Raw genomic sequence first — 24,267 nt, 5'->3', positions numbered from 1 at the left:
CTCAGCCGCCGATATAGGACATTTCGATGCGGCGCTCGTCGGAGGCCGCCGGCGCCTGCGCGCTGCCCCGCAGCTGCGAATAGCGGTCGGCGCGGCCTTCCCATACCTGCGCGATGGCGCCGGAGATTGCCGTGTCGGTGGCGCCGTTGCGCAACAGCGCGCGCAGGTCGTAACCCATCGAGGCGAAGAGGCACAGGTACAGCTTGCCCTCGGTCGAAAGGCGCGCGCGCGTGCAGTCGCCGCAGAACGCGCGCGTCACGCTGGAGATCGCGCCGATTTCGCCCGCGCCATCTGCGTAGCCCCAGCGCTGCGCCGTTTCGGCGGCGTTGTGGGGCTCCAGCGGCACGAGCGGCCAGTGCTCGGAAATGCGCGCGACGACTTCCGCCGACGGCAGCACTTCGGCCATGTTCCAGCCGTTCGAGGTGCCCACGTCCATGTACTCGATGAAGCGCAGCGTCACATCCGTGCCGCGGAAATGCCGTGCAAGCGGCACGATCTCGCCGTCGTTCGTGCCGCGCTTGACGACCATGTTGACCTTGATCGGCGCGAGACCCACGGCTTGTGCCGCCGCAATGCCGTCGAGCACGTCGGCCACCGCGAAGTCGGCGTCGTTCATGCGGCGAAAGAGGGCGTCGTCGAGGGCGTCCAGGCTCACCGTCACGCGTGTGAGGCCCGCGTCGCGCAGCGCGCGCGCCTTGCGGGCAAGCAGCGAGCCATTGGTGGTGAGCGTGATATCGAGCGGTTCGCCTGCGGGCGTACGCAGCGCGGCGAGCCGCTCGATCAGGAATTCGATGTTCTTGCGCAGCAGCGGCTCACCACCCGTGAGGCGGATCTTGGTGACGCCATGCGCGACGAAAAGCCGCGCGAGCCGCTCGATTTCTTCGAGCGAAAGCAGCGCGGAATGGGGCAAAAACGGGTAATCCTTGTCGAACACGGCTCGCGGCATGCAGTACACGCAGCGGAAATTACAGCGGTCCGTGACCGAGATGCGAAGGTCGCGCAGGGGTCTGGCGAGCGCGTCGAAGACCGCGCCAGAAGGCGCGCGCACGGCTTCTGCGGCCGTCCGGGGCAATTCGGGCGGCAGCGATCGAACGTCGGCAACAGGGATGATGCGTCGTGTCATGGTCTCTTCGTTCTCGCGTTAGTTCGATTTTAGCCGAACCAGGACCTGCCTTCAGACAAGGGAGAACGCTGATATATCAAAAAAAGCCCGCCGGGAGGGGCGGGCTTTTCGGGGTGCGCCGGAATTGGGGCCCGGCGGCCAGTTGCCTTGCAGCGCTTACGGCAGGCGGGTGGTCTCGACCTGCTGCATCGGCGTGCTGTCGACCGGCGGCAGCGGCTTGCGCTCGCGCGGCGTGCGTGCGGGCTTGACCAGCTGCGCGGCGGCTTGCTGCGCAGCGCGCAGCTTGTCGGCGTCAGTATTGACCCAGACGAGACCCGCCGATTCCAGCATCGGGCGCAGCGTGTCTGCGGTGGGGGCAGCCGCGGGCGCCGCCGTTGCCACCGGGGCCGGATGCGAGGCAACCGGCTCGGTGATCGCGACGACCGCCGGAGCGGCGGCTACCGCTTCTTGTGCCGGCTCCGGTTGAGCGACGGGCGCTGCTGACGCTGCCACGGGCTCTTCGGTCCGCGGTGCTTCGACGCGATCTTCGCGCACGACAGGCGGCGTTTCGGCCTGAACCGGCTCCACCGGGGCTGCCGGCGCGACCGGTTCGTCCGCTGCGGCAGGGGCCACAGGAGCGACAGGTGCCACAGCTTCTTCGGCCTTCGGCTCGACCGCCTGTGCGGTTTCGACGCTCACCGGTGCGGCTTCGGCGGGTGCCGGAGCCGGCTCGGCAGGAGCCGGAGCTTGCTCTGCAGCGGGCGCGACGGTTTCGACGGGCGCCGTCGTCACTGCAGCGGCAGGCACGTGCCCGGCTTCAGCGACAGCGGCTGCGGCCGGCAGTGCGGTCACGACAGGCTCGGCAGCCGCCTCGGTGCGCGCCTCTACGGCCGGTGCTTCATGCACTTGTGCGGCGATGGCAGGCTGCTCGAGCGCCGGTTGGGCGGGGGCGGCTTGCTCTTCGCCTTCCGGTGCATCTGCGCCCGGCGTCAGGCCGGCTGCATCCGTCTCGCGCTCGCGGCGACCACCACGGCGGCCGCGGCGGCGGCGGCGGCGTTCTTCGCCTTCACGCGGTGCGCCATCTTCGTCGGCACCGGCGCTCACGCCTTCGAGCAGGTCTTCCGTCTGCGGCGCTTCGACGCCTTCGGCGCCTGCCGATGCGGCGTCAAGACGCGCTTCCTGGGCTTCAGCGGCCTCGGCTTGCTGACGGCGACGCGACTCACCGCGCTCGCCACGTTCACCACGCTCGCGGCGCTCGCCACGTGCGGCGCCGGCTTCCGCCGTTACATCGCTACGTTCCTGACCGCGCTCGACGCGTTCGATGCGCTGTTCGCGCTCGGTGCGCGCTTCGCGGGTTTCACGCGGTTCACGTTGCTCGCGCGGTTCGCGTTGTTCACGCGGCTCGCGCGGCTCACGGACACCACGGCCTTCGCGTGCTTCACGCGGCTCACGCTGTTCGCGCGGCTCGCGTTCCTCACGGCGGCCAGCCGGCTGGCCGGCACGTGCGCCGCCTGCGCTTTCGCCGCGGGCTGCCGCGTCGCGGCCGCCGGAGCGGCGATTGCGGTTGCGATCGCCGCCGGTCTTCTCACCGCGCTCGGTACGCGCTTCGCGGGTCGGACGGGCAGTCTTTTCGGGTTGAGCGACCGGTGCCGGCGCGGGCGCCGCAGCCGGTGCACCGCCAAAGAGACGCTTGACCCAGCCAAAGAAGCCGCCGCCCGCGGGCGTGACAGCCAGTTGTGCCGCGACGGGCGCGGTTTCGGCCGGCTTGACCGGCGCGCTCGGCGCCGGGCGCTCCGGCGTGATGCCCTTCACCGCCGCTTCCTGTTTCGGCTTGGCTTCGGCGGTACGCTTGCTGTAGCCGGTTTCCGACTCGAGTTCGCGAGCCGCTTCCTCGGCCATCTTCCACGAGGCGCGCGGGTCGTCGAGGCGCGCATCGTCGTGACGCAGGCGCTCGAGCTTGTAGTGCGGCGTTTCGAGGTGCTTGTTCGGGATCAGAACGACCGCAACCTTGAAGCGCGACTCGATCTTGTTGATCTCCGAGCGCTTTTCGTTGAGCAGGAAGGCGGTCACTTCGACCGGCACCTGGCAATGAATTGCCGCGGTGTTTTCCTTCATCGCCTCTTCCTGGATGATGCGCAGCACCTGGAGCGCCGACGATTCCGTATCGCGGATATGACCCGTGCCGTTACAGCGCGGGCAGGTCACGTGGCTGCCTTCCGAGAGGGCGGGGCGCAGGCGCTGGCGCGACAGCTCCATCAGGCCGAAGCGTGAGATCTTGCCCATCTGCACGCGGGCGCGGTCGTGGCGCAGCGCGTCTTTCAGGCGCTGCTCGACTTCGCGCTGGCTCTTGGCCGACTCCATGTCGATGAAGTCGATCACGATCAGGCCGCCCAGGTCGCGCAGACGCAGCTGGCGCGCCACTTCGTCGGCGGCTTCGAGGTTGGTGCGCGCGGCGGTTTCCTCGATGTCGGCGCCCTTGGTGGCGCGCGCCGAGTTCACGTCGATGGCGACCAGGGCTTCGGTGTGGTCGATCACGATCGCGCCGCCCGAGGGCAGCGGCACCGTGCGCGAATACGCCGTCTCGATCTGGTGCTCGATCTGGAAACGCGAGAAAAGCGGCACGTCGTCGTGATACCGCTTCACCTTATTGACATTGTCCGGCATCACGATATCCATGAAGGCGCGCGCCTGGTCATGGATCTCGGTGGTGTCGATGAGGATTTCGCCGATGTCGGGCTGGAAGTAGTCGCGGATCGCGCGAATGACGAGACTCGATTCCAGGTAGATCAACATGGGCTGACCGGACTGGCCGGCCTGCGACGCGGCTTCGATGGCGCGCCACAGTTGCAGCAGGTAGTTCAGGTCCCACTGGAGCTCTTCGGCGGAGCGGCCGATGCCGGCCGTACGCGCGATGATGCTCATGCCGTCCGGCAGTTGCAGCTGCGCCATGGTTTCGCGCAGTTCCTGACGGTCGTCGCCCTCGATGCGGCGCGAGACGCCGCCGCCGCGCGGGTTGTTCGGCATGAGCACGAGGTAGCGGCCGGCGAGCGAGATGAACGTGGTGAGGGCGGCGCCCTTGTTGCCGCGCTCTTCCTTCTCGACCTGGACGATCAGCTCCTGGCCTTCCTTGAGGGCGTCCTGAATGCGCGCGCCGCGCATGTCGATGCCTTCGCGGAAGTACTGGCGGGCGACTTCCTTGAACGGCAGGAAGCCGTGGCGGTCTTCGCCGTAGTTGACGAAACACGCCTCGAGCGAAGGCTCGATCCGGGTGACGATCCCCTTGTAGATGTTGCCTTTGCGCTGTTCGCGCCCGGCGGTTTCGATGTCGATGTCGATGAGCTTCTGTCCATCGACGATGGCGACACGCAGTTCTTCCTGCTGTGTCGCGTTGAACAGCATTCGTTTCATTGAACGACTCCAGTGCGTTCGCGCGCGAGCCGCACGGTGCGCGGCGGTGACGCCAGGCAGCACGGTGCGGGCAGCGGCGAGCCGCGCCTTATTGTGTTGTCACAAGCACGCTGGAGCGGGAACGATGGCGGGGAGAATTGCCTTTCCTGGGCGCCGGTCCGGCGTTGCGTTGCCGTGGACGGGGCCGCGTGGGCACATGCGAAATACGTCTTCAAGAAGAGAAGAGACATGCCGCGGGTTCGCGACGGCAACGTTTTCCTGCGCTTCCAATCCACCTGGCTGCCGTGACCATGAACGTGCCGATGGGTGTGCCCATCGCACTGGCCGTGACAGACGCCGGCCGCAGCGGCGAACCGCGCGCGCTTGCGACTGGATCAGGTTCGCGGCCTCAAGATTCAATCAGGGCCGCGCACGGGAAGCTATTCAGGAACGCCCGTCTTCCCCCTCGGGGTGTCTCGCCACTTTTGACGTCGCCGTGTCCCGCACATTGCCGGGACGCTTCGGGCGCTCGCCGTATTTTCGCCACCAGCGCCTCCTGCAGCGGTCACTTCGACCGCGCGGCGGGACGCGCCGGATAAATTCTTTATACCAATGTTCCGTTACCGTCGGAGCCGCTCCTGACCGAACGTGCCTGTGGGCGCCGTCCCTGCCGGAGTGGTGATCCGTGCGTGCAACTCGTTGCTTCTCATCAAACGGGGTGAGCAACCAGCCCCGGGCGCAAGTAAAATAACCGTTTATCGCTTGCAGCCTGCGCTCGCCGCGTGGTCCAAGTCCAGGATAACCCCCTTGGGGTGTCCATTGGGTGGTTCGCAGAACATTTGGCCATTTGGCCTGGGCCATTTGGCCTACCGTTGCGTCGGCGCTGGGCAAATTATATTCAGAATGAAAGGGTTAGGCAAAACATCCCAGAATCAGGTCGCAAGCGACCAGGTTTCGTTCGTCGAAATCGACGAGGGCGCGGCCGGTCAGCGCATCGACAATTTTCTCGTGCGCGTCTGCAAAGGCGTGCCGAAAAGCCACATCTATCGCATTTTGCGCAGCGGGGAAGTGCGCGTAAATAAGGGCCGGGTCGACGCGCAATATCGGCTCGCAGAAGGCGACATCGTGCGCGTGCCGCCCATCCGCACGTCGCAGTCGAATGCGCCGGCCGGCGCCACGCCCGTGCCGGCGGCCCAGTTTCCCATCATCTACGAGGACGACGCGCTGCTCGTCATCGACAAGCCTGCCGGCGTGGCCGTGCACGGCGGCAGCGGGGTGGCGTTCGGCGTGATCGAGCAGCTGCGCGAGGCGCGAGCGCAGGGCAAGTTCCTCGAACTGGTCCACCGCCTCGACCGCGAAACGTCGGGCGTGCTGATGCTCGCCAAGAAGCGCGCCGCACTCGTGGGCCTGCATGCGCAGATGCGCGATAACCAGACCGACAAGCGCTATTACGCCTGCGTTCACGGCGAATGGGCGAGCGACTGGGGTCGTCGGCGCGCTGTGAAGGAGCCGCTTCACAAGTATCTGACCCCGGAAGGCGAGCGTCGTGTGCGCGTGCAGCCGGACGGCTTGCCCTCGCATACGGTGTTCAATCTCGTCGAGCGCTGGCCGGGCTACGCGCTGCTCGAAGCCGAACTGAAGACGGGCCGCACGCACCAGATCCGCGTGCACCTCGCTCACCTCGGCCTGCCGATCGTCGGCGACGCCAAGTACGGCGACTTCGCGCTCAACAAGGATCTCGCGCGCACGGGCGCGCGGCCGGGCATCAAGCGGATGTTCCTGCATGCGCACCGGTTGAAGCTCGCTCACCCGATCACGGGCGTCCCGTTGCAGTTCGAGGCGCCGCTGCCGGCGGATTGCCGCGGCTTCGTCGACGCGCTGCGCGCGCAGCGCGAGCAAGGCGCGGCAACCGACGCGGCCCGACCTGACGCGGCCCAACCTGACGCGGCGCGTCCCGAATGACACCGAATCTGACAGCGTTTGGAGAAGTCCTGCATGGCTCGAGAGTTATTTGACCTGATTGTGTTCGACTGGGACGGCACCCTGATGGACTCGACCGCCCATATCACGCGCAGCATCCAGGCGGCGTGCCGCGACCTCGGCTTGCCCGTGCCCGGCGACGAGGCGGCGAGCTACGTGATCGGCCTCGGCCTGCGAGAGGCGCTGCAGATCGCCGCGCCCACGCTCGATCCGGCCGACTACCCGCGGCTCGTCGAGCGCTATCGCATCCATTATTTGCTGAAGGATCAGCAGACCGAGCTGTTCGCAGGCGTGCGCGAGATGCTCGCGGAACTGCGCGACACCGGCTACCTGCTCGCCGTGGCGACGGGCAAGAGCCGCGTGGGGCTGAACCGCGCGCTGGCGGATTCGCGGCTCACGAGCCTCTTCGACGGCACCCGCTGCGCCGACGAAACCTTCTCGAAGCCGCATCCGGCCATGCTTCAGGAGCTCACGCGCGAACTGGGGCAGGATCTGGGCCGTACGGTGATGATCGGCGACACGACCCACGATCTGCAGATGGCGATCAACGCGGGCGCGGCTGCCATTGGCGTGGCGTATGGCGCGCACGCATCCGGCGCACTCGAAAAGCTCGAGCCGCGCTTTGTCGCGCCCGACGTAGCTGCGCTCGCGGGCTGGCTGCGGGAGAACGCATGAGCGCGGCGCCCGAGACAGCGGCGCTCGAGCCGGTGCGCGTCTGCGCGTCCGACGAACTCACCGAGGGCGGCGAGGGTCGGCGCATGAATGCAACCTACGCGGGCGGCGACGCGGTGGTGTTCTTCGTGCGCTATGGCGGAGAGGCGTACGGCTACCTGAACCGCTGCGCGCACGTGCCGATGGAACTCGACTGGGTCGAGGGCCAGTTCTTCGAGTCCTCGGGGCTCTATCTGATGTGCGCCACGCACGGCGCGATCTACCAGCCCGACACGGGCAAGTGCGTGGGCGGCCCATGCCGCGGCGGGCGTTTGCGCCCCGTGCAAGTCGAGGAACGCGACACGCCGGAGGGGCGTGCGGTATTCTGGCTGCCGGACGACGCTTTGCGTCCGACCCCAACCTGATTCCCGACTTTCGACCCTTTCGACCGTAACCCGCTCGCATGTCCGACAATCCGACCCCTGATTCGAACGAAGCGCCACGCGCGGCTTCGTCAGACCGCGGCGCGCCCGCGCCTGGCTGGGAGCGCGAGGCGCTCGAACGTATCGCGCTCGCGGCCATCACCGAGCAGCGTGCGGCGCGGCGCTGGCGTATTTTCTTTCGCTTCGCGTTTCTCGCCGTGTTCGTGGTGATCGCGTGGGCGATCCTCGATCTGTCGGGCGCGCGCGTGGAGAGTGAAGGGCGCCACACGGCGCTCGTTTCGCTCGACGGCGAAATCGGCTCCGACACCCCGGCGAATGCGGAGGACATCATCAGCGCGCTCGACAGCGCCTTCGACGACGACGGCACCGCAGGCGTCATCCTGCATATCGACAGCCCCGGCGGCAGCCCGGTGCAGGCCGGCATCATCAACGACGAGATCCACCGTCTGCGGATCAAATATCCGGCCATCCCGCTGTATGTGGTGGTGGGCGACATGTGCGCTTCGGGCGGATATTACGTCGCGGCCGCCGCCGACAAGATTTACGTCAACAAGGCGAGCATCGTGGGCTCGATCGGCGTGCTGATGGACGGATTCGGCTTTACCGGCCTCATGGACAAGCTCGGCGTCCAGCGGCGCCTGCGTACCTCGGGAGAAAACAAGGGCTTCTTCGATCCGTTCTCGCCCGACACGCCGAAAATGGACGCGCACGCCCAGGAGATGCTCGACCAGATCCACCAGCAATTCATCGACGCCGTGAAGGCCGGCCGCGGCAAGCGCCTGAAGGACTCGCCGGATGTCTTCTCGGGCTTGTTCTGGACCGGGCAGAAGAGCGTGGATCTCGGTCTGGCTGACGGCTACGGCGACACCGATTACGTGGCGCGCGAGGTCATCAAGGCGCCGGACGTCGTCGATTACACGGTCAAGCAGAGCCTCACCGATCGGGTGGCGAAGCGCGTGGGTGCGAACATCGGCTCGGCGGCTGTGCATTCGCTGCTGATGGGCGGCAAGCTGTCGGTGCACTGAGCACTGGCGGCGCGTTAGCCACCGGTCGTCCTCGAGAAAAATCGGCCGCTGCGCGAGGGTTGCGCAGCGGCCGATTCGTTTTTGCGCGCCGAAGGGTTCAGTGCGCGAGCAGCAGGAAGATCGCCGGCCGCTTGTGCAATTCGGGCGCGGGCTTCTTTTTCCAGTCGGACACGGCGCGGCTCACGATCGTCTCCGTGGGCAGCGTGAGATCGGCGGCGACGCAGACAAGCGTGGAGGGCGCACAGGTCGCGAGCAGCGCGTCGAGCAGCGTGCGGTTGCGGTAGGGCGTCTCGATGAAGATCTGCGTCTGCTTGCCCTTGCGCGAGATCTGCTCGAGATCGCGCAGCTTTTTCACGCGCTCGTTCGCGTCGACGGGGAGGTATCCGTGAAACGCGAAGCTCTGGCCGTTCAGGCCCGACGCCATCAACGCGAGCAGAATCGAACTCGGACCCACGAGCGGCACGACCTTGATGCCGCGCTCGTGCGCGCGCCGCACGAGCAGCGCGCCCGGATCGGCGACTGCGGGCACGCCGGCCTCGGAAACGAGCCCCGTGTCGACGCCCGCGAGCAGCGGGGCGAGCAGCTTCTCGACCTCGCCGGCGGGCGTGTTGACATTGAGTTCGCGGATCTCGATTTCCTGGATCGGCCGCGTCGTGCCCACGCGCTTGAGGAAGGCGCGCGTGGTCTTCGCGTTTTCGCCGATGTAGCTGGCGAGTGCACCCGCGCGTTCGCGCACGGGCGTCGGCAGGACGGCATTGAGCGCGTCGTCGTCGCCTTCGCCGAGCGTGTTGGGGATCAGATAGAGGGTGCCGAGGCTCATGCTTGCGTCTCCAGCAACGGGTATCCCGCGGCAAGCAGCATGCGCGTGAGCGCGATGAGCGGCAGGCCGATCAGGGCGGTGGGGTCCTCCGATTCGATCGCTTCGAGCAGTGCGATGCCGAGTCCCTCCGCTTTCGCGCTGCCCGCGCAGTCGTAAGGCGTTTCGGCGCGCAGGTAGGCGTCGAGCGCGGCGTCGGGCAGGTCGCGAAAGCGCACCTTCGTGACGACATCGACGGTATCCGTTTGGCCAGTCGCGGTGTCGAGCACGCTCAGGGCACTATGGAACAACACTTCGCGGCCGCGCATGGCCGCCAACTGCTCGAGCGCGCGCTCGTGCGTGCCGGGCTTGCCGATCTGGCGGCCATCGAAGGTGGCGACCTGGTCGGAGCCGATCACCAGCGTTCGCGCCGCGCCGGCGGGCAGCGCGGCGGCCACGGCGCGGGCCTTCGCGGTAGCCAGGCGCAGCGCCGTCGCTTCGGGCGTTTCGCCGGGCTGCGGCGTTTCGTCGACGGCGGGCACGGCCGTGTCGAAGGGAATGCGCAGGCGCTCGAGCAACTCGCGCCGGTAGCGCGAGCTGGAGGCGAGGATGAGGGCGGGGCGGCCCGTGCGCGGGGCCTGCGAGGGAGAATCCTGCATGTTCGATCTGAGTATCGGAGTATGGAAGAGCGGCTGCGAATGTGGCTGCGTTTGCGACTGGAAAAAAGGCGGCTGTGGTTTGGCGATTTTCGGGCGGATTTCGCCGTGAAAACGGGGGCGGATATCCCCCAAAACGTCGTCAGAGGCTCCCGAAAACCGCGCTTGCACAGACACTTGCGTACGCGAGCTTAAGTGTTTGACTCACAAAGATAAAGGCGATATGATTTTGGGCTTTTCATCGGTACGCTCTCGTCGCACGTCTTGTGCGGGCGCCTGAATTTCGCGGCGTCACGGCTCGAATGACCTTGCCGGCAGTAGCGTGTCGATGGCGAATGTTGGCAAGCGCAGGTCGATAGCGACCCGTGCGGGCCGGCCAGGCTGGATTGCTGCGGGCCGCTGGCGGCTTTCGCGCATCGCTCGCCGCGCCCTAAGCCTTGAAGCAGGAGAGCGCACATGACCGAACACACTGGCAAGCCTGCTGGCGCCGAATTGAATCCGCGCGACTTCGATATCTTCGAATTCGCGCGCAGCGAGCGCGAAGCGGCAGGCGTCGTGCGCGTCTCGCAACTGCCGCGCATGTTAAACGAAGTCCCGGCCGAGGCGCCAGATCGCGACACCGCGTTCACCTGGCAGGCTGCGGGCTTTACCCAGCAGGAATTGCAGGACGACGGCACCGAAGGGCCGCAGCCATACCTGCGGCTGGCTGTTCACGGTGGCGCGTGGCTCACGTGCCAGCGGTGCCTCGCTCCCTACGAGCAGGCATTCAATGCGGATGCGACCTTCCGTATCGTCCAGACGGAAGAAGAGGCGGACGAGTTTCCGCTCGACGACGATGAAGTCGAAGTGATCGTGGGCTCGCGCCATTTCGATCTCGTCGACTTGATCGAAGAGGAGCTGTTGCTCGCGCTGCCGCTGGTGCCGAAGCACGAAGTCTGTCCGGAAATTCACGAAAGCCTCGCCTCGGGTCCCGACGGCGCGGAAGGCGTGGATTCCGTAGACGACGTGCCGGAGCAGGAAATCGAGCCGGAAGAGCGCGTCAACCCGTTTGCGGCGCTCGAATCGCTCAAGAAGGACGGTCCTGGCAGCAAGCACTAAGGGAAGCCTTGGGCGGCTGTGCGGGGCAGGCAGTACCAGACGCGTGGGCCTGAGCCCGGAGTCCGGCCATCCCCCAAGGGTGGCGGCGGCCGGATCGGGCTGTGTTAGAATTCGGAAAATTTTCAGGAGTTATCATGGCAGTTCAACAAAACAAGAAGTCGCCGTCGAAGCGCGGTATGCACCGCTCGCACGATTTCCTCACGGGCGCGCCGCTGGCCGTCGAGCCGAGCACGGGTGAAGTGCATCTGCGTCACCACATCAGCCCGAACGGCTACTACCGCGGCAAGAAAGTCGTCAAGACCAAGAACGACTAATCGTTTCAGCGTGCGGCGCGGTGTTTGACACCTGGCGCCGCATCTGACGATTCCGTTCGCTTGACCATATTTCGGCTCGGCAAAAAGGCGGCATTCAACTGCCGCTTTTTTATGCCTGAAATCCGTCGCATTCCATGACTGTTACGCTCACGATAGATTGCATGGGAGGCGACCACGGCCCGTCTGTGACGGTGCCTGCCGCAGTCCATTTCGTCCGCTCGCACCCCGACGCGCATCTCATGCTCGTGGGCGTCGAGTCGGCGGTTCGCGCCCAGTTGAAGAAGCTGAAGGCGTCGGACCATCCCGCGCTTACCGTCGTGCCCGCCACCGAGGTCGTCGAAATGGACGATCCGGTTGAAGTCGCCCTGCGCAAGAAAAAAGATTCGTCGATGCGCGTCGCGCTCAATCGCGTGAAAGAGGGCGAGGCGCAAGCCTGCATCTCGGCCGGCAATACCGGTGCGCTAATGGCCGTCTCGCGCTACGTGCTCAAGACGTTGCCCGGCATCGAACGCCCGGCCATCGCCTTCGCGCTGCCGAACCCGCGCGGCTATACGACGATGCTAGACCTCGGCGCGAACGTCGACTGCGAACCGCAGCACCTGCTGCAGTTCGCGGAGATGGGCCACGCGCTCGTCGCGGCGCTCGAGGGCAAGGATCGCCCAACCATCGGGCTCCTGAATATCGGCGAAGAAGTCATCAAGGGCAACGACACCATCAAGCGCGCGGGCGAGCTCCTGCGCGCGAGCACGCTGAACTTCCGCGGCAACGTCGAAGGCAACGACATTTACAAGGGCACCGTCGACGTCATCGTCTGTGACGGTTTCGTTGGGAATGTCGCGCTCAAGACGTCGGAGGGCCTCGCGCAGATGCTCAACGACATGATCAAGGAAGAGTTCGGCCGCTCGTGGCTCACGAAGCTCATGGCGATTGCCGCACTGCCCGTGCTCATGCGCTTCAAGAAGCGTGTCGACCATCGCCAGTACAACGGCGCTGCGCTGCTCGGCCTGAAGAGCCTCGTCATCAAGAGCCACGGCTCGGCCGATGCCTACGCGTTTGAGTGTGCGATCAATCGCGGGTATGATGCCGTCAAAAATGGCGTGCTGGAGCGCCTCGCGCACGCCATGGAAGAAAACGCCGGTTCGCTCGAACAGGCGGCAGACGAGCCCGGCGGCGCCCAGAACGTGCAAGCCGCGCAGGCGGGGCAGGCTACCAGTGCGCCCAGCCAGGCAGCGGGCGAGGTACCGCCCGGCGCCGCATCATCCTCGAAGGCATAATGGCTCAATCGACTCTCTATTCCCGCGTGATCGGCACGGGCAGCTACCTTCCGCCTGATCGCGTCACCAACCAGGAACTGGCCGAACGGCTCGCCGCAAAAGGCGTCGAAACGAGCGACGAGTGGATCGTGGCCCGCACGGGCATTCACGCGCGCCACTTCGCCGCGCCCGACGTCACGACGAGCGATCTCGCGCTTGCGGCATCGCAGCGCGCGATCGCGGCAGCCGACGTCGATCCGCAGTCGATCGACCTCATCATCGTCGCCACTTCCACGCCCGATTTCGTCTTTCCGAGCACGGCCTGCCTCTTGCAGAACAAGCTCGGCATCCGCAATCACGGCGCGGCGTTCGACGTGCAGGCCGTGTGCTCGGGCTTCGCGTACGCCGTTTCGGTAGCCGACAGCCTGATCCGCAGCGGCCAGCATCGCACGGCGCTCGTGGTCGGCGCGGAGACCTTCTCGCGAATTCTCGATTTCAACGATCGCACCACCTGTGTGCTGTTCGGCGACGGCGCAGGCGCGATCATCCTGCAGGCGTCGAGCGAACCGGGCGTCCTTTCGAGCGCGCTGCACGCCGACGGCAGCTACGCGCACATCCTGTGTACGCCGGGCAACGTGCACGGCGGCGTGATCGCGGGCAACGCGTTCCTGCACATGGACGGCCAGGCCGTGTTCAAGCTGGCCGTGAACGTGCTCGAAAAGGTCGCGATCGAGGCGCTCGACAAGGCGCAGCTCACCGCCGACCAGGTCGACTGGCTGATTCCGCACCAGGCCAACATCCGCATCATGCAGGGCACTTGCCGCAAGCTCGGCCTGCCCGCGGAGCGCATGGTGGTGACGGTGGGCGAACATGGCAACACCTCGGCGGCCTCGATTCCGCTCGCTTTCGACGTCGCGGTGCGCGACGGCCGCATCAAGCGCGGCCACAACGTGCTGATCGAAGGCGTCGGCGGCGGCTTCACCTGGGGCGCCTCCGTCATCCGCTTCTAAGCATCCTGAGCGGGCTTTCGCGCTCCCGCAGCGGTCCTGGCGCACGACGTGCATGTCGCGCGCAGCCGGCGGCGGTTCATCCGAGCACATTGCCCACCCGTATTGATCGAATTTGGGGACGTTATGAAATTCGCGTTCGTTTTTCCCGGACAAGGCTCGCAGGCCGTCGGCATGCTCGACGCCTTCGCCGATAACGCCATCGTGCGCGAGACGCTGCAAGAAGCGTCCGACGCGCTGGGCCAGGACCTCGGCAAGCTGATCGCCGAAGGCCCCGCCGAAGAACTCAATCTCACCACCAACACGCAGCCGGTCATGCTCACCGCCGCCTACGCCGTCTATCGCGCGTGGCAGCAGGCGGGCGGCCCTCTGCCTGCCATCGTCGCGGGCCACAGCCTCGGCGAATACACGGCGCTCGTCGCCGCCGGCGTCCTCGCGTTCCGCGACGCCGTGCCGCTCGTGCGCTTTCGCGCGCAGGCGATGCAAAGCGCGGTGCCGGTGGGCGAGGGCGGCATGGCCGCCGTGCTCGGTCTCGACGACGACACCGTGCGCGCAGTCTGCACGGAAGCCGCTGCTGCGAGCGGCGGCGTGGTCGAAGCCGTGAACTTCAACGCGCCGGCGCAAGTCGTGATCGCGGGCCACAAGGGCGCGGTCGAGAAGGCCTGCGAGATCGCCAAGGCGAAGGGCGCCAAGCGCGCGCTGCCGCTGCCGGTTTCGGCGCCGTTCCACTCGTCGCTGCTCAAGCCTGCCTCGGATCAGCTGCGCGACTATCTCGCGAACGTGACGCTGAACGCGCCGCAGATCCCCGTGGTGAACAACGTCGACGTGGCATTCGAAACCGACCCCGCGAAAATTCGCGACGCGCTCGTGCGCCAGGCCGCGGGCGCCGTGCGCTGGGTCGAATGTGTGCAGGCCATTGCGGCGCAAGGCGCGACGCACGTGGTCGAATGCGGTCCGGGCAAGGTGCTTGCGGGCCTCACCAGGCGTATCGACGGCAACCTGGTCGGCGCCTCGGTGCTCGATCCGAAGTCGCTCGACGAAGCGCTTGCGCTTCTGAAGGCCTGAGCGCCTACGCCACCACCGCTAACGGATTCAAACGATGGAAAAGACTCTCGACAATCAAGCCGCGATCGTGACCGGCGCCACCCGCGGCATCGGCCGCGCGATCGCGCTGGAACTGGCGCGCCAGGGCGCGACGGTGATCGGTACGGCAACGAGCGAAGCCGGCGCGCAGGCCATCTCGGCCGCTTTCGAAGCAGCGGGCCTGAAGGGCCGCGGCGCGGTGCTCGACGTGAACGACGCCGCTGCGGCGGAGGCGCTGATCGACGCAACGGTCAAGGAATTCGGCGGTCTTGCGATCCTCGTCAATAATGCGGGCATCACGCAGGACAACCTGGCGATGCGCATGAAGGACGACGAGTGGGACTCGGTCATCGACACCAACCTGAAGTCGGTGTTCCGCCTCTCGCGCGCTGTGCTGCGCCCGATGATGAAGGCGAAGGGCGGCCGCATCATCAATATCACCTCGGTGGTGGGCTCGTCGGGCAACCCTGGCCAGGCTAACTACGCCGCCGCCAAGGCCGGCGTGGCGGGCATGACGCGCGCGCTCGCACGCGAGATCGGCAGCCGCGGCATCACCGTGAACTGCGTCGCGCCCGGTTTCATCGACACCGACATGACGAAGGACTTGCCGGCGGAGCAGCAAGCCGCGCTCAAGCAGCAGATTCCGTTGGGCCGTCTCGGCAGCCCGGACGACATCGCGCATGCGGTCGCGTTCCTCGCGTCGCCGCAGGCAGCCTACATCACGGGCACGACGTTGCACGTGAACGGCGGCATGTATATGTCTTAACCGGATTCAGGTACTATCCGCGCCTTGATGCGCTTGATGCAAAACATTGCGCAAGCGCCGTCGCGGATAGCCTTCCGGAACCTTGAGCGCCGCTTTTCAGCCAGGTCAAACCTGATAAAATGCGCGCACTCGCATTCATGAGCTAACTTTTTTCCCTTGGAGGGGTAATGGACAACATCGAACAGCGCGTCAAGAAGATCGTCGCCGAGCAACTGGGCGTCGCCGAAGCTGAAATCAAGAACGAAGCTTCGTTCGTGAACGATCTGGGCGCCGACTCGCTCGACACCGTCGAACTGGTCATGGCTCTCGAAGACGAGTTCGGCATGGAAATCCCGGACGAGGAAGCCGAGAAGATCACGACGGTTCAGCAAGCGATCGACTACGCTCGCGCGAACGTCAAGGCTTAAGCGCCAGATTCCCGCCTGGGCCGCGCAACGCAGTGCGCTGGCGGCCCGCGAGGACGCTCGCCCGTGAAACCGCATACGCCTGCCGCACTCGCTGCGGGGCATCTGCCGGTCAACTAGCCACAGGGCTCACAGGAGCATTTCCTGTGGCCTCTGTGGCTTTTGTTTTTGTCATCTATGGATAAGGGGTTACCGTGAGCCGTCGTCGAGTTGTTGTTACAGGCCTGGGGCTGATTTCGCCTGTTGGCAATAATGTTGCCGACGGCTGGGCCAATCTGGTCGCCGGGAAGTCCGGCATCGCCAACATCACGAAGTTCGACGCTACGAACTTCTCGACCCGCTTTGCCGGCGAAGTGAAGGGCTTCAACGTCGAAGACTACATGCCGGCGAAAGAAGCGCGCCATATGGACACGTTCATCCATTACGGCATCGCGGCGGGCATGCAGGCGATCCAGGACAGCGGTCTCGAAGTCACCGAAGCGAACGCGGAGCGGATCGGCGTGAACGTCGGCTCGGGCATCGGCGGTCTGCCGATGATCGAAGTCACGCAAACCGAACTGCTCAACCGCGGCCCGCGCCGCATCTCGCCGTTCTTCGTGCCCGCCTCGATCATCAACATGATCTCGGGCCATCTGTCGATCAAGTACGGCCTCAAGGGTCCGAATCTGGCGATGGTCACGGCCTGTACGACCGGCCTGCACTGCATCGGCGAAGCGTCGCGTCTGATCGAATACGGCGACTGCGACGTGATGATCGCGGGCGGTGCGGAAGCGACCGTGTCGCCGCTCGGCATCGGCGGCTTCGCGGCGGCGCGCGCGCTCTCGCAGCGCAACGACGATCCGGCGACGGCCAGCCGTCCGTGGGACAAGGACCGTGACGGCTTCGTGCTCGGCGAAGGCGCGGGCGTGATGGTACTCGAAGAGTACGAACACGCGAAGGCGCGCGGCGCGAAGATCTACGCGGAAATCGGCGGCTACGGCATGAGCGGTGATGCGTATCACATGACCGCTCCGCCGGAAGATGGCGACGGCGCACGCCGCTGCATGATCGCCGCGCTGAAGAACGCGGGCGTCAACGCCAACGAAGTGAACTGGCTCAGCGCACACGGCACGTCGACGCCGCTCGGCGACCTCGCGGAAACCCTCGCGATCAAGCGCGCGTTCGGTGACCACGCGAAGGACATCGTCGTGAACTCTACCAAGTCGATGACGGGCCACCTGCTGGGTGGCTCGGGCGGCCTGGAATCGGTGTTTACGGTGCTCGCGGTGCATAACCAGGTGTCGCCGCCGACGATCAACATCTTCAACCAGGATCCGGCATGCGACCTGGACTACTGCGCGAACACCGCGCGGGACATGAAGATCGACGTCGCGCTGAAGAACTCGTTCGGGTTCGGCGGCACGAACGGCACGCTCGTCTTCAAGCGCCACGCTTGATCCCGCACGACGAGACAGCGGCCGTGCCGAATGCTTCGGCCGGCCGCGTCCCTCCTGCTTTCCCCTCGCGGCGCGCGGGCGCGCCGCTTCTTTCCCTGCGTCCATCGCTTGCGCTGCAATTGCTCGTTGCCGCGGGTCTGGGCGTCGCCGCGGCCGCCGTCTACACGGCGCTCGTACCCTGGCTCGGCGTCTGGCAAGCCTTGCCGCTCGCGCTGGCGTTCCTCGCGACCGGTGGCCTCGCGGCTGCGGCGTGGCGCCGCAAGCAACCGGCCTTCCTCGAAATCGGGTCGGATTTTCTCGCGGCCTGGTCGTGCGATGGCGCCTGCCTCGCGGCCGGGCGGCTTGCCGGCGCGTCGCAATGGGGCGCGTGGCTGCTCGCGCTCGTCGTGGAGCAGGGCGCACGCCGCACGACGATTCTCGTCGCCGCCGACGCCGTTCCCGCAGAAACCTTCCGCACACTCGCCGTGCGCGCGCGCAGCGCGGCCGGTCGCTGAGCCTCCTTTCGCTGTAAAGCTTGTAACCGCTGTTACTCGCGTAACGTGAGACCGTGGCGAGGACGCTACAATGGTGCCCCCACGTCTACTTCATGTGCTAACGGATTTTTCAGGTGAGCGAAAAAGAAATTGATCAGGTTCTGGTCGAGCGCGTGCAAAAAGGCGACAAGGCCGCGTTCGAGCTCCTGGTCTCGAAATACCACCGCAAGATCATCCGGCTGATCTCGCGCCTCGTGCGGGACCCCGCCGAGGTCGAGGACGTGGCCCAGGACGCCTTTATCAAGGCTTACCGTGCACTACCGCAATTTCGTGGCGAATCGGCTTTCTATACGTGGTTGTACCGAATTGCTGTCAATACGGCAAAGAACTACCTTGCGACCCAGGGAAGACGCGCGCCGACTTCTACCGAGGCAGATGCTGAAGAAGCGGAAACTTTCTCGGACGCCGATCAACTAAGGGATATCAATACGCCCGAGTCGATGTTGATGAGCAAGCAGATCGCACAGACGGTCAATGCTGCGATGGCGGTTTTACCGGAAGAGCTGCGCACCGCCATTACGCTTCGGGAAATAGAAGGCCTAAGCTACGAAGAAATCGCCGAGATGATGGGGTGCCCGATCGGCACCGTCAGATCGAGAATTTTCCGCGCTCGGGAAGCCATTGCGGCAAAATTGCGTCCGCTGCTGGACACTCCGGAAGGTAAGCGCTGGTAAGAAGAACCAGCTTCGCCCCGGGCGGCGACGCGATTCACCAGAATGAGTTGGTGTCACAGGGACGTCTGTTAGGGAATGGGGAGCATCATGGGTTCGGTCTCGATGCAATCGGTATCAAGCTCGCGCAGCGAGCGTCTGTCCGCCTTCGTCGACGGTGAAGCGTCGGCGCAGGAGCATCTGAACGGAAATTTTCTGGAACTCGACGGCGAGGGGCGCGCAGCCTGGTCGGAGTACCACCTGATCGGCGACGTGCTGCGTTCCGACGATCTGGCCCTCAGCCAGGCGGCAAGCCGCGCCTTCATGACGGGTTTCGCGGCGCGCTTCGAAGCACAGCCGCATCTGCTCGCACCGGCTGCGCTGCCGCAGGTGCAGGCCGGCCGCAATGAGCGCGTTGGCCGCATTCTGGCGCTGCGCCGCCGCGTGATGCCGTCGCTGGCCGTGGCGGCTGCGGCCGCCACGCTCACGTGGATCGTCATGCCGCAGATGCGCGGCGTGGGCATGGCTGGCGCGCCGCAAATCGCTGCTGTGCAGTCGCAGGGCGACGGCGTGCAGCGCGTGGCGATGAACACCACGCCGGCGCCGGTTGCAGGCGGTCAGGACGGCAATATCATCCGCGACGCTCGCCTCGACGAATATCTCCAGGCGCACCAGCAGTTCGCGCAGCAGCCGGTCATTTCGGATTCCATGCCGTACATCCGTTCAGCCGCTCTTACCACGCAAGGCCAATAAGTTTGATGCAGACATTGCGGTTGAATAAAAAGACAATCTGGGGGCGGTTGCCGGCATTCCTTTGCTGCGCAGCCGTGATGTTCACCGCTCTGTCTGTCGCCCCGCGTGCCCACGCGCAAGGCGCGTCCGCGGCCGATGCCGCCACGCGCCAGAGCGCGGCACAGCTGCTCGACCGCATCCAGCAGGCCGCCCAGCAGCAAAGTTACGAAGGCACCTTCGTCTATCAGCGCGGCGAGTTCGTGCAATCTTCGCGCATCACGCACTACGCCTCGAAGCAGGACGGCGAGTTCGAAAAGCTCGAAAGCCTCGACGGCAAGCCGCGCACAATGCTGCGCCACAACGACGATCTCTATACCTTCGTGCCCGAGCGCAAGCTGCTCGTCGTCGAAAAGCGCCAGAACAAGGACGCTTTCCCGGCGCTGCTTTCCACGAGCGGGGACCAGGTGCTGGGCGTCTACGAGCCGAAGATGCTCGCCAACGACCGCGTGGCCGGCCTCGACAGCCAGGTGATCCAGCTCGACCCGAAGGACAATTTCCGCTTCGCCTACAAGCTGTGGGCGGACGCGAAAACCGGTCTGCTGCTGCGCTCGCAGATGCTCGACCCGTCGAACGGCCAGGTGCTCCAGCAGCTCGCGTTCACGCAGGTGCGCATCGGCGGACCCGTCGACAAGACGCCTATCGTCAATGGCATGCGCAATATCGAGGGTTGGAACGTGGTGCGCCCGCCGCTCCAGCCGGTCGACATCGAAGCGCAGGGCTGGTCGTTCGGCCAGGCTGCGCCGGGATTCCAGAAGATTCGCGAAGTGCGCCGGCCGATGGCGGCGCGCGATGCGAGCGATCCGCCCATCCCGGTCGATCAGGCTGTATTCTCTGACGGACTGTCCACGCTTTCCGTCTTTATCGAGCCGGTGAAGAACAACAGTCGCAAGGAAGGCTCGGGCAGCAGTGGCGCGACCCACGTGCTCGTGAAGCGCAACGGCGATTACTTCATCACGTTGCTTGGCGAAGTGCCCCAGACCACGTTGCAGCAGTTCGCGTCTGCCATAGAATACAAGGCTCCCAGGTAACTCCTTCCTTCGGCTGACTTCGATATGACGATTCTCCCGCTGCGCAAATTCTTCGCGGCCGCGGTCGTGGCGGCGTGCCTGCCGTTCGCGCCGCACGTGGCATCGGCGGCGCCGGCTGCCAACCTGCCCGACTTCGCCGACCTCGTGGACAAAGTGGGGCCGTCGGTCGTCAATATCCGCACCACCACACGCGTCTCCTCAGCTCAGCGCGGCCTGCCGCCGGGCATGGATCAGGGCGACATGTCGGAATTCTTCCGCCGCTTTTTTGGCATCCCGCTCCCGCAAGGGCCGCAGGGTGGGCAGGGCGGCGGCCAGGGGGGCAGTCAGGGCGGAAGCCCGGGCGGCGGTTCGGACTCCGGCCCGGACAGCGGCAACGACACCGAACAGAACAGCGGCGTCGGCTCGGGTTTCATCCTCTCGGGCGACGGCTACGTGATGACCAACGCGCACGTGGTCGACGACGCGGACAGCATCTACGTGACGCTCACCGACAAGCGCGAATTCAAGGCGAAGCTGATCGGCGTGGACGACCGCACGGACGTCGCCGTGGTGAAGATCCAGGCCGCGAATCTGCCGGCCGTGACGATGGGCGATTCGAACAAGGTGCGCGTGGGCGAGTGGGTCGTGGCGATCGGTTCGCCGTTCGGCCTCGAGAACACCGTGACGGCGGGCATCGTGAGCGCGAAGGGTCGCGACACGGGCGACTATTTGCCGTTCATCCAGACCGACGTGGCCGTGAATCCCGGCAACTCGGGCGGTCCGCTCATCAACATGCAGGGCGAGGTGATCGGCATCAACTCGCAGATCTATAGCCGCACCGGCGGCTTCATGGGCATCTCGTTCGCGATTCCGATCGACGAGGCGATGCGCGTGGCGGACCAGCTCAAGTCCACGGGCAAGGTCACGCGCGGCCGCATTGCCGTCGCAATCGGCGAGGTGACGAAGGACGTCGCCGACTCGCTCGGTCTGCCCAAGGCGCAAGGCGCGCTGGTCTCCAGCGTCGAGCCGGGCGGCCCGGCCGACAAGGCGGGCATCCAGCCGGGCGACATCATCCTGAAGTTCAACGGCACGACCGTCGACGCCGCGACCGACCTGCCGCGCATGGTCGGCGACACGAAGCCGGGCACCAAGGCGACCGTGACGATCTGGCGCAAGGGCGCAACGCGCGATCTACCGATCACGATCGCCGAGATGCAGACCGACAAGAGCGCGAAGGCCGACCAGAAAAAGGCGCCCGAGCCCAAGCCGCGCGCGATGAACGCGCTCGGTATCGCGGTGGTCGATATTCCCGCCGACCAGCTCGCCCAGCTCAAGATCAAGGGCGGCGCGATGGTGGACTCGGTCGATGGCCCCGCACAGCGCGCCGGCCTGCAGAAGGGCGACATCATCCTGCGCGTGGGCGACACGGATATCACCAGCGCGAAGCAGTTCCAGGAGGTGACGGCGCATCTCGACTCGCAGAAGACGGTCGCGGTGCTCGTGCGTCGCGGCGACAACACGCAATTCGTGCCGCTGCGCCCGCGCGCGCCGGGGCAGAAGTAACGCCGATGCGCACGCCCATGCGGTCTTCGTCGGCGGCGCCGGGCGCGCTCGAACGCACGAGCGCGCACCTCGTGCTGTATGGGCGCGCGTGGTGTCATCTCTGCGAAGAGATGCGCGTGGCGCTCGCGCCGCTCGCCGCCGCGGCGGGTGCGCGTCTCGACGTCGTCGATGTCGATTCAGACCCCGCGATCCAGGCGCGTTACGACGAGCTCGTGCCGGTGCTCCTTTGCGACGGCATCGAGCTGTGTCACTACCGTCTCGACGAAGCACGCGTGCGCGCTACGCTGGGCCTGAGCGCCGACGCGCCGAACACACCGCCGGCGCCGCCGGGCGGTGTGTGAAACGCGGGCGCGGGGGCGGCGCAAGACGTGCCCCGCGCCATCACACATCCGTTACATCAGCGGACGGTTAGCCTGTGGGACCCCTTTTCGGCTAAAATAGTCCGGTTTTTCATCTGTTTACGAGGCGTGTCCAGCTATCGTTGGGGCGCGCCTTTTTCGCTTGATCGGCACTGAATGGATCATATTCGTAACTTCTCGATCATTGCGCACATCGACCATGGCAAGTCGACGCTCGCCGATCGCATCATCCAGCTGTGCGGCGGCTTGTCCGACCGCGAAATGGAATCGCAGGTGCTCGACTCGATGGATCTCGAGCGCGAGCGCGGCATCACCATCAAGGCGCAGACCGCTGCGCTCTCGTACAAGGCGCGTGACGGGAAGGTCTACAACCTGAACCTGATCGACACGCCGGGGCACGTCGACTTCTCCTACGAGGTGAGCCGCTCGCTCTCCGCGTGCGAGGGCGCGCTGCTCGTGGTGGACGCGAGCCAGGGCGTCGAGGCGCAGACGGTGGCGAACTGCTACACCGCGATCGAACTCGGCGTGGAAGTCGTGCCGGTGCTCAACAAGATCGACCTGCCCGCCGCCAACCCCGAAAACGCCATCGAAGAGATCGAGGACGTGATCGGCATCGACGCCACCGACGCCACGCGCTGCAGCGCGAAGACCGGCCTCGGCGTGGAAGACGTGCTCGAAGCGCTCATCGCCAAGGTGCCGCCGCCCAAGGGCGATCCGCAAGCGCCGCTGCAGGCGCTCATCATCGACTCGTGGTTCGACAACTACGTCGGCGTGGTGATGCTCGTGCGTATCGTCAACGGTACGCTGCGTCCGAAGGACAAGATCAAGCTGATGGCTACCGGCGCGCAGTATCCGGTCGAGCACGTCGGCGTGTTCTCGCCGAAGTCGCGCAACCTCGAGCAGCTTTCGGCGGGGCAGGTGGGCTTCATCATCGCCGGCATCAAGGAACTCGCCGCGACCAAGGTGGGCGACACCGTCACGCTCGCGACGAAGCCGGCGGCCGAGCCGCTGCCGGGTTTCAAGGAAGTGAAGCCGCAGGTGTTCGCGGGCCTCTATCCGGTCGAGGCGAACCAGTACGACGCGCTGCGCGAATCGCTTGAAAAGCTCAAGCTCAACGACGCCTCGCTGCAATACGAGCCGGAAGTTTCGCAGGCGCTGGGCTTCGGCTTCCGCTGCGGCTTCCTGGGTCTTCTGCACATGGAAATCGTGCAGGAGCGTCTCGAGCGCGAGTTCGACATGGACCTCATCACCACGGCGCCGACCGTGGTGTACGAAGTCGTGCAGGCGGACGGCAGCACGATCAAGGTCGAGAACCCGGCGAAGATGCCGGAGCCCTCGAAGATTGCCGAGGTCCGCGAGCCGATCGTGACGGTGAACCTGTACATGCCGCAAGAGTACGTGGGTTCGGTCATCACGCTCTGTACGCAAAAGCGCGGCAACCAGATCAACATGCAGTACCACGGCCGCCAGGTGCAGCTCACGTACGAAATTCCGATGGCGGAAATCGTGCTCGACTTCTTCGACCGTCTGAAGTCGGTGTCGCGCGGTTATGCGTCGATGGACTACGAGTTCAAGGAATACCGCACCTCCGACGTCGTGAAGGTCGACATGCTGATCAACGGCGACAAGGTCGATGCGCTGTCCATCATCGTCCACCGTTCGCAGTCGCAGTACCGCGGCCGCGAAGTCGCGGCGAAGATGCGCGAGATCATTCCGCGCCAGATGTACGACGTGGCCATTCAGGCTGCGATCGGCGCGCACATCATCGCGCGCGAGAACATCAAGGCGCTGCGCAAGAACGTGCTGGCCAAGTGCTACGGCGGCGACATCACGCGTAAGAAGAAGCTGCTCGAAAAGCAGAAGGAAGGCAAGAAGCGGATGAAGCAGGTCGGCTCGGTCGAGATTCCGCAAGAGGCCTTCCTCGCCATCCTTCGTGTCGAAGATAAATAAGTAACGCAAATA

The 24,267-nt window shown here is 65.7% G+C and carries 23 protein-coding genes; 19 read left to right on the top strand and 4 right to left on the bottom strand.

Annotation, left to right across the window (positions count from 1 at the left end; translation table 11 throughout):
- Position 1 precedes the first annotated feature (1 nt).
- Positions 2-1,123 carry a GTP 3',8-cyclase MoaA gene (gene moaA / locus AB4Y36_RS00895; RefSeq protein WP_368605498.1) on the bottom strand — a complete coding sequence of 374 codons (1,122 nt, stop codon included), beginning with the start codon at positions 1,121-1,123 and terminating at the stop codon, positions 2-4.
- Positions 1,124-1,279: 156 nt separating this feature from the next.
- The gene (locus AB4Y36_RS00890; protein ID WP_368682111.1) at positions 1,280-4,510 is read right to left on the bottom strand and encodes an Rne/Rng family ribonuclease; all 3,231 of its coding nucleotides are present in this window, start codon (positions 4,508-4,510) and stop codon (positions 1,280-1,282) included.
- A gap of 882 nt (positions 4,511-5,392) precedes the next feature.
- Here AB4Y36_RS00890 and AB4Y36_RS00885 point away from each other — a divergent pair.
- The 4 genes from AB4Y36_RS00885 to AB4Y36_RS00870 are packed head-to-tail and all read left to right on the top strand — an operon-like array spanning position 5,393 to position 8,588.
- The gene (locus tag AB4Y36_RS00885) at positions 5,393-6,451 is read left to right on the top strand and encodes an RluA family pseudouridine synthase (RefSeq protein ID WP_368682110.1); all 1,059 of its coding nucleotides are present in this window, start codon (positions 5,393-5,395) and stop codon (positions 6,449-6,451) included.
- A 33-nt stretch (positions 6,452-6,484) separates the two neighbouring features.
- On the top strand, positions 6,485-7,144 hold the full coding sequence (locus tag AB4Y36_RS00880; protein WP_069262580.1) for an HAD-IIIA family hydrolase: 660 nt from the start codon (positions 6,485-6,487) through the stop codon (positions 7,142-7,144).
- Positions 7,141-7,545, top strand: a complete 405-nt coding sequence (locus tag AB4Y36_RS00875; protein ID WP_069262579.1) for a Rieske 2Fe-2S domain-containing protein — start codon at positions 7,141-7,143, stop codon at positions 7,543-7,545. The genes AB4Y36_RS00880 and AB4Y36_RS00875 overlap by 4 nt, the downstream gene beginning before the upstream one ends.
- 38 nt (positions 7,546-7,583) lie before the next feature.
- Complete coding sequence (locus tag AB4Y36_RS00870) at positions 7,584-8,588, top strand: S49 family peptidase (RefSeq protein ID WP_368616041.1); 1,005 nt, start codon at positions 7,584-7,586, stop codon at positions 8,586-8,588.
- A 97-nt stretch (positions 8,589-8,685) separates the two neighbouring features.
- Here the strand turns inward: AB4Y36_RS00870 and AB4Y36_RS00865 are convergent, their stop codons facing one another.
- Positions 8,686-9,408: an SAM-dependent methyltransferase gene (locus tag AB4Y36_RS00865; protein WP_368682109.1), complete on the bottom strand. Its 723-nt coding sequence runs from the start codon at positions 9,406-9,408 to the stop codon at positions 8,686-8,688.
- Positions 9,405-10,043, bottom strand: a complete 639-nt coding sequence (locus AB4Y36_RS00860) for a Maf-like protein (protein WP_368682108.1) — start codon at positions 10,041-10,043, stop codon at positions 9,405-9,407. Before AB4Y36_RS00860 ends, AB4Y36_RS00865 begins: the two co-directional genes overlap by 4 nt.
- A 453-nt stretch (positions 10,044-10,496) precedes the next feature.
- Here AB4Y36_RS00860 and AB4Y36_RS00855 point away from each other — a divergent pair, with 453 nt between their 5' ends.
- From AB4Y36_RS00855 to lepA, 15 genes are all read left to right on the top strand, one after another.
- Positions 10,497-11,138, top strand: coding sequence for a DUF177 domain-containing protein (locus AB4Y36_RS00855; RefSeq protein WP_069262575.1), 642 nt, complete (start codon positions 10,497-10,499; stop codon positions 11,136-11,138).
- Between the two features lie 134 nt (positions 11,139-11,272).
- The gene (rpmF, locus tag AB4Y36_RS00850; protein WP_018441573.1) at positions 11,273-11,452 is read left to right on the top strand and encodes a 50S ribosomal protein L32; all 180 of its coding nucleotides are present in this window, start codon (positions 11,273-11,275) and stop codon (positions 11,450-11,452) included.
- Between the two features lie 134 nt (positions 11,453-11,586).
- Positions 11,587-12,726, top strand: a complete 1,140-nt coding sequence (plsX, locus tag AB4Y36_RS00845; RefSeq protein ID WP_069262574.1) for a phosphate acyltransferase PlsX — start codon at positions 11,587-11,589, stop codon at positions 12,724-12,726.
- Positions 12,726-13,715: a beta-ketoacyl-ACP synthase III gene (locus tag AB4Y36_RS00840; RefSeq protein ID WP_069262573.1), complete on the top strand. Its 990-nt coding sequence runs from the start codon at positions 12,726-12,728 to the stop codon at positions 13,713-13,715. Before plsX ends, AB4Y36_RS00840 begins: the two co-directional genes overlap by 1 nt.
- Positions 13,716-13,838: 123 nt before the next feature.
- Complete coding sequence (fabD, locus tag AB4Y36_RS00835; RefSeq protein WP_069262572.1) at positions 13,839-14,777, top strand: ACP S-malonyltransferase; 939 nt, start codon at positions 13,839-13,841, stop codon at positions 14,775-14,777.
- Between the two features lie 34 nt (positions 14,778-14,811).
- Complete coding sequence (gene fabG, locus AB4Y36_RS00830; RefSeq protein WP_342945447.1) at positions 14,812-15,561, top strand: 3-oxoacyl-ACP reductase FabG; 750 nt, start codon at positions 14,812-14,814, stop codon at positions 15,559-15,561.
- A gap of 167 nt (positions 15,562-15,728) precedes the next feature.
- Entirely contained in the window at positions 15,729-15,968 is a 240-nt protein-coding gene (gene acpP, locus AB4Y36_RS00825) for an acyl carrier protein (RefSeq protein ID WP_004197638.1), read from the top strand.
- 191 nt (positions 15,969-16,159) lie between these two features.
- Positions 16,160-17,401: a beta-ketoacyl-ACP synthase II gene (gene fabF, locus AB4Y36_RS00820; protein ID WP_342945448.1), complete on the top strand. Its 1,242-nt coding sequence runs from the start codon at positions 16,160-16,162 to the stop codon at positions 17,399-17,401.
- A 23-nt stretch (positions 17,402-17,424) separates the two neighbouring features.
- Positions 17,425-17,895, top strand: a complete 471-nt coding sequence (locus AB4Y36_RS00815; RefSeq protein ID WP_368682107.1) for a protein YgfX — start codon at positions 17,425-17,427, stop codon at positions 17,893-17,895.
- A gap of 113 nt (positions 17,896-18,008) precedes the next feature.
- The gene (rpoE, locus tag AB4Y36_RS00810; protein ID WP_027795258.1) at positions 18,009-18,608 is read left to right on the top strand and encodes an RNA polymerase sigma factor RpoE; all 600 of its coding nucleotides are present in this window, start codon (positions 18,009-18,011) and stop codon (positions 18,606-18,608) included.
- Positions 18,609-18,695: 87 nt separating this feature from the next.
- Positions 18,696-19,337 (top strand): sigma-E factor negative regulatory protein, encoded by a 642-nt coding sequence (locus AB4Y36_RS00805; RefSeq protein ID WP_069262933.1) that lies wholly within the window; start codon positions 18,696-18,698, stop codon positions 19,335-19,337.
- A gap of 5 nt (positions 19,338-19,342) precedes the next feature.
- Positions 19,343-20,404 (top strand): MucB/RseB C-terminal domain-containing protein, encoded by a 1,062-nt coding sequence (locus tag AB4Y36_RS00800; RefSeq protein ID WP_368682283.1) that lies wholly within the window; start codon positions 19,343-19,345, stop codon positions 20,402-20,404.
- Positions 20,405-20,428: 24 nt separating this feature from the next.
- Positions 20,429-21,946, top strand: coding sequence for a DegQ family serine endoprotease (locus AB4Y36_RS00795; RefSeq protein WP_368682106.1), 1,518 nt, complete (start codon positions 20,429-20,431; stop codon positions 21,944-21,946).
- A 5-nt stretch (positions 21,947-21,951) separates the two neighbouring features.
- Complete coding sequence (locus AB4Y36_RS00790) at positions 21,952-22,287, top strand: glutaredoxin family protein (RefSeq protein WP_368682105.1); 336 nt, start codon at positions 21,952-21,954, stop codon at positions 22,285-22,287.
- Between the two features lie 174 nt (positions 22,288-22,461).
- Complete coding sequence (gene lepA / locus AB4Y36_RS00785) at positions 22,462-24,255, top strand: translation elongation factor 4 (RefSeq protein WP_069262568.1); 1,794 nt, start codon at positions 22,462-22,464, stop codon at positions 24,253-24,255.
- The last annotated feature ends 12 nt before the right edge of the window (positions 24,256-24,267 follow it).

This window comes from Paraburkholderia sp. BR10936 (assembly GCF_040965735.1).
In the GTDB taxonomy this organism is placed as follows: Bacteria; Pseudomonadota; Gammaproteobacteria; order Burkholderiales; family Burkholderiaceae; genus Paraburkholderia; species Paraburkholderia nodosa_A.
Note: the sequence above shows the minus strand (reverse complement) of the source record. Positions and strands in the feature narration are given on the sequence as shown.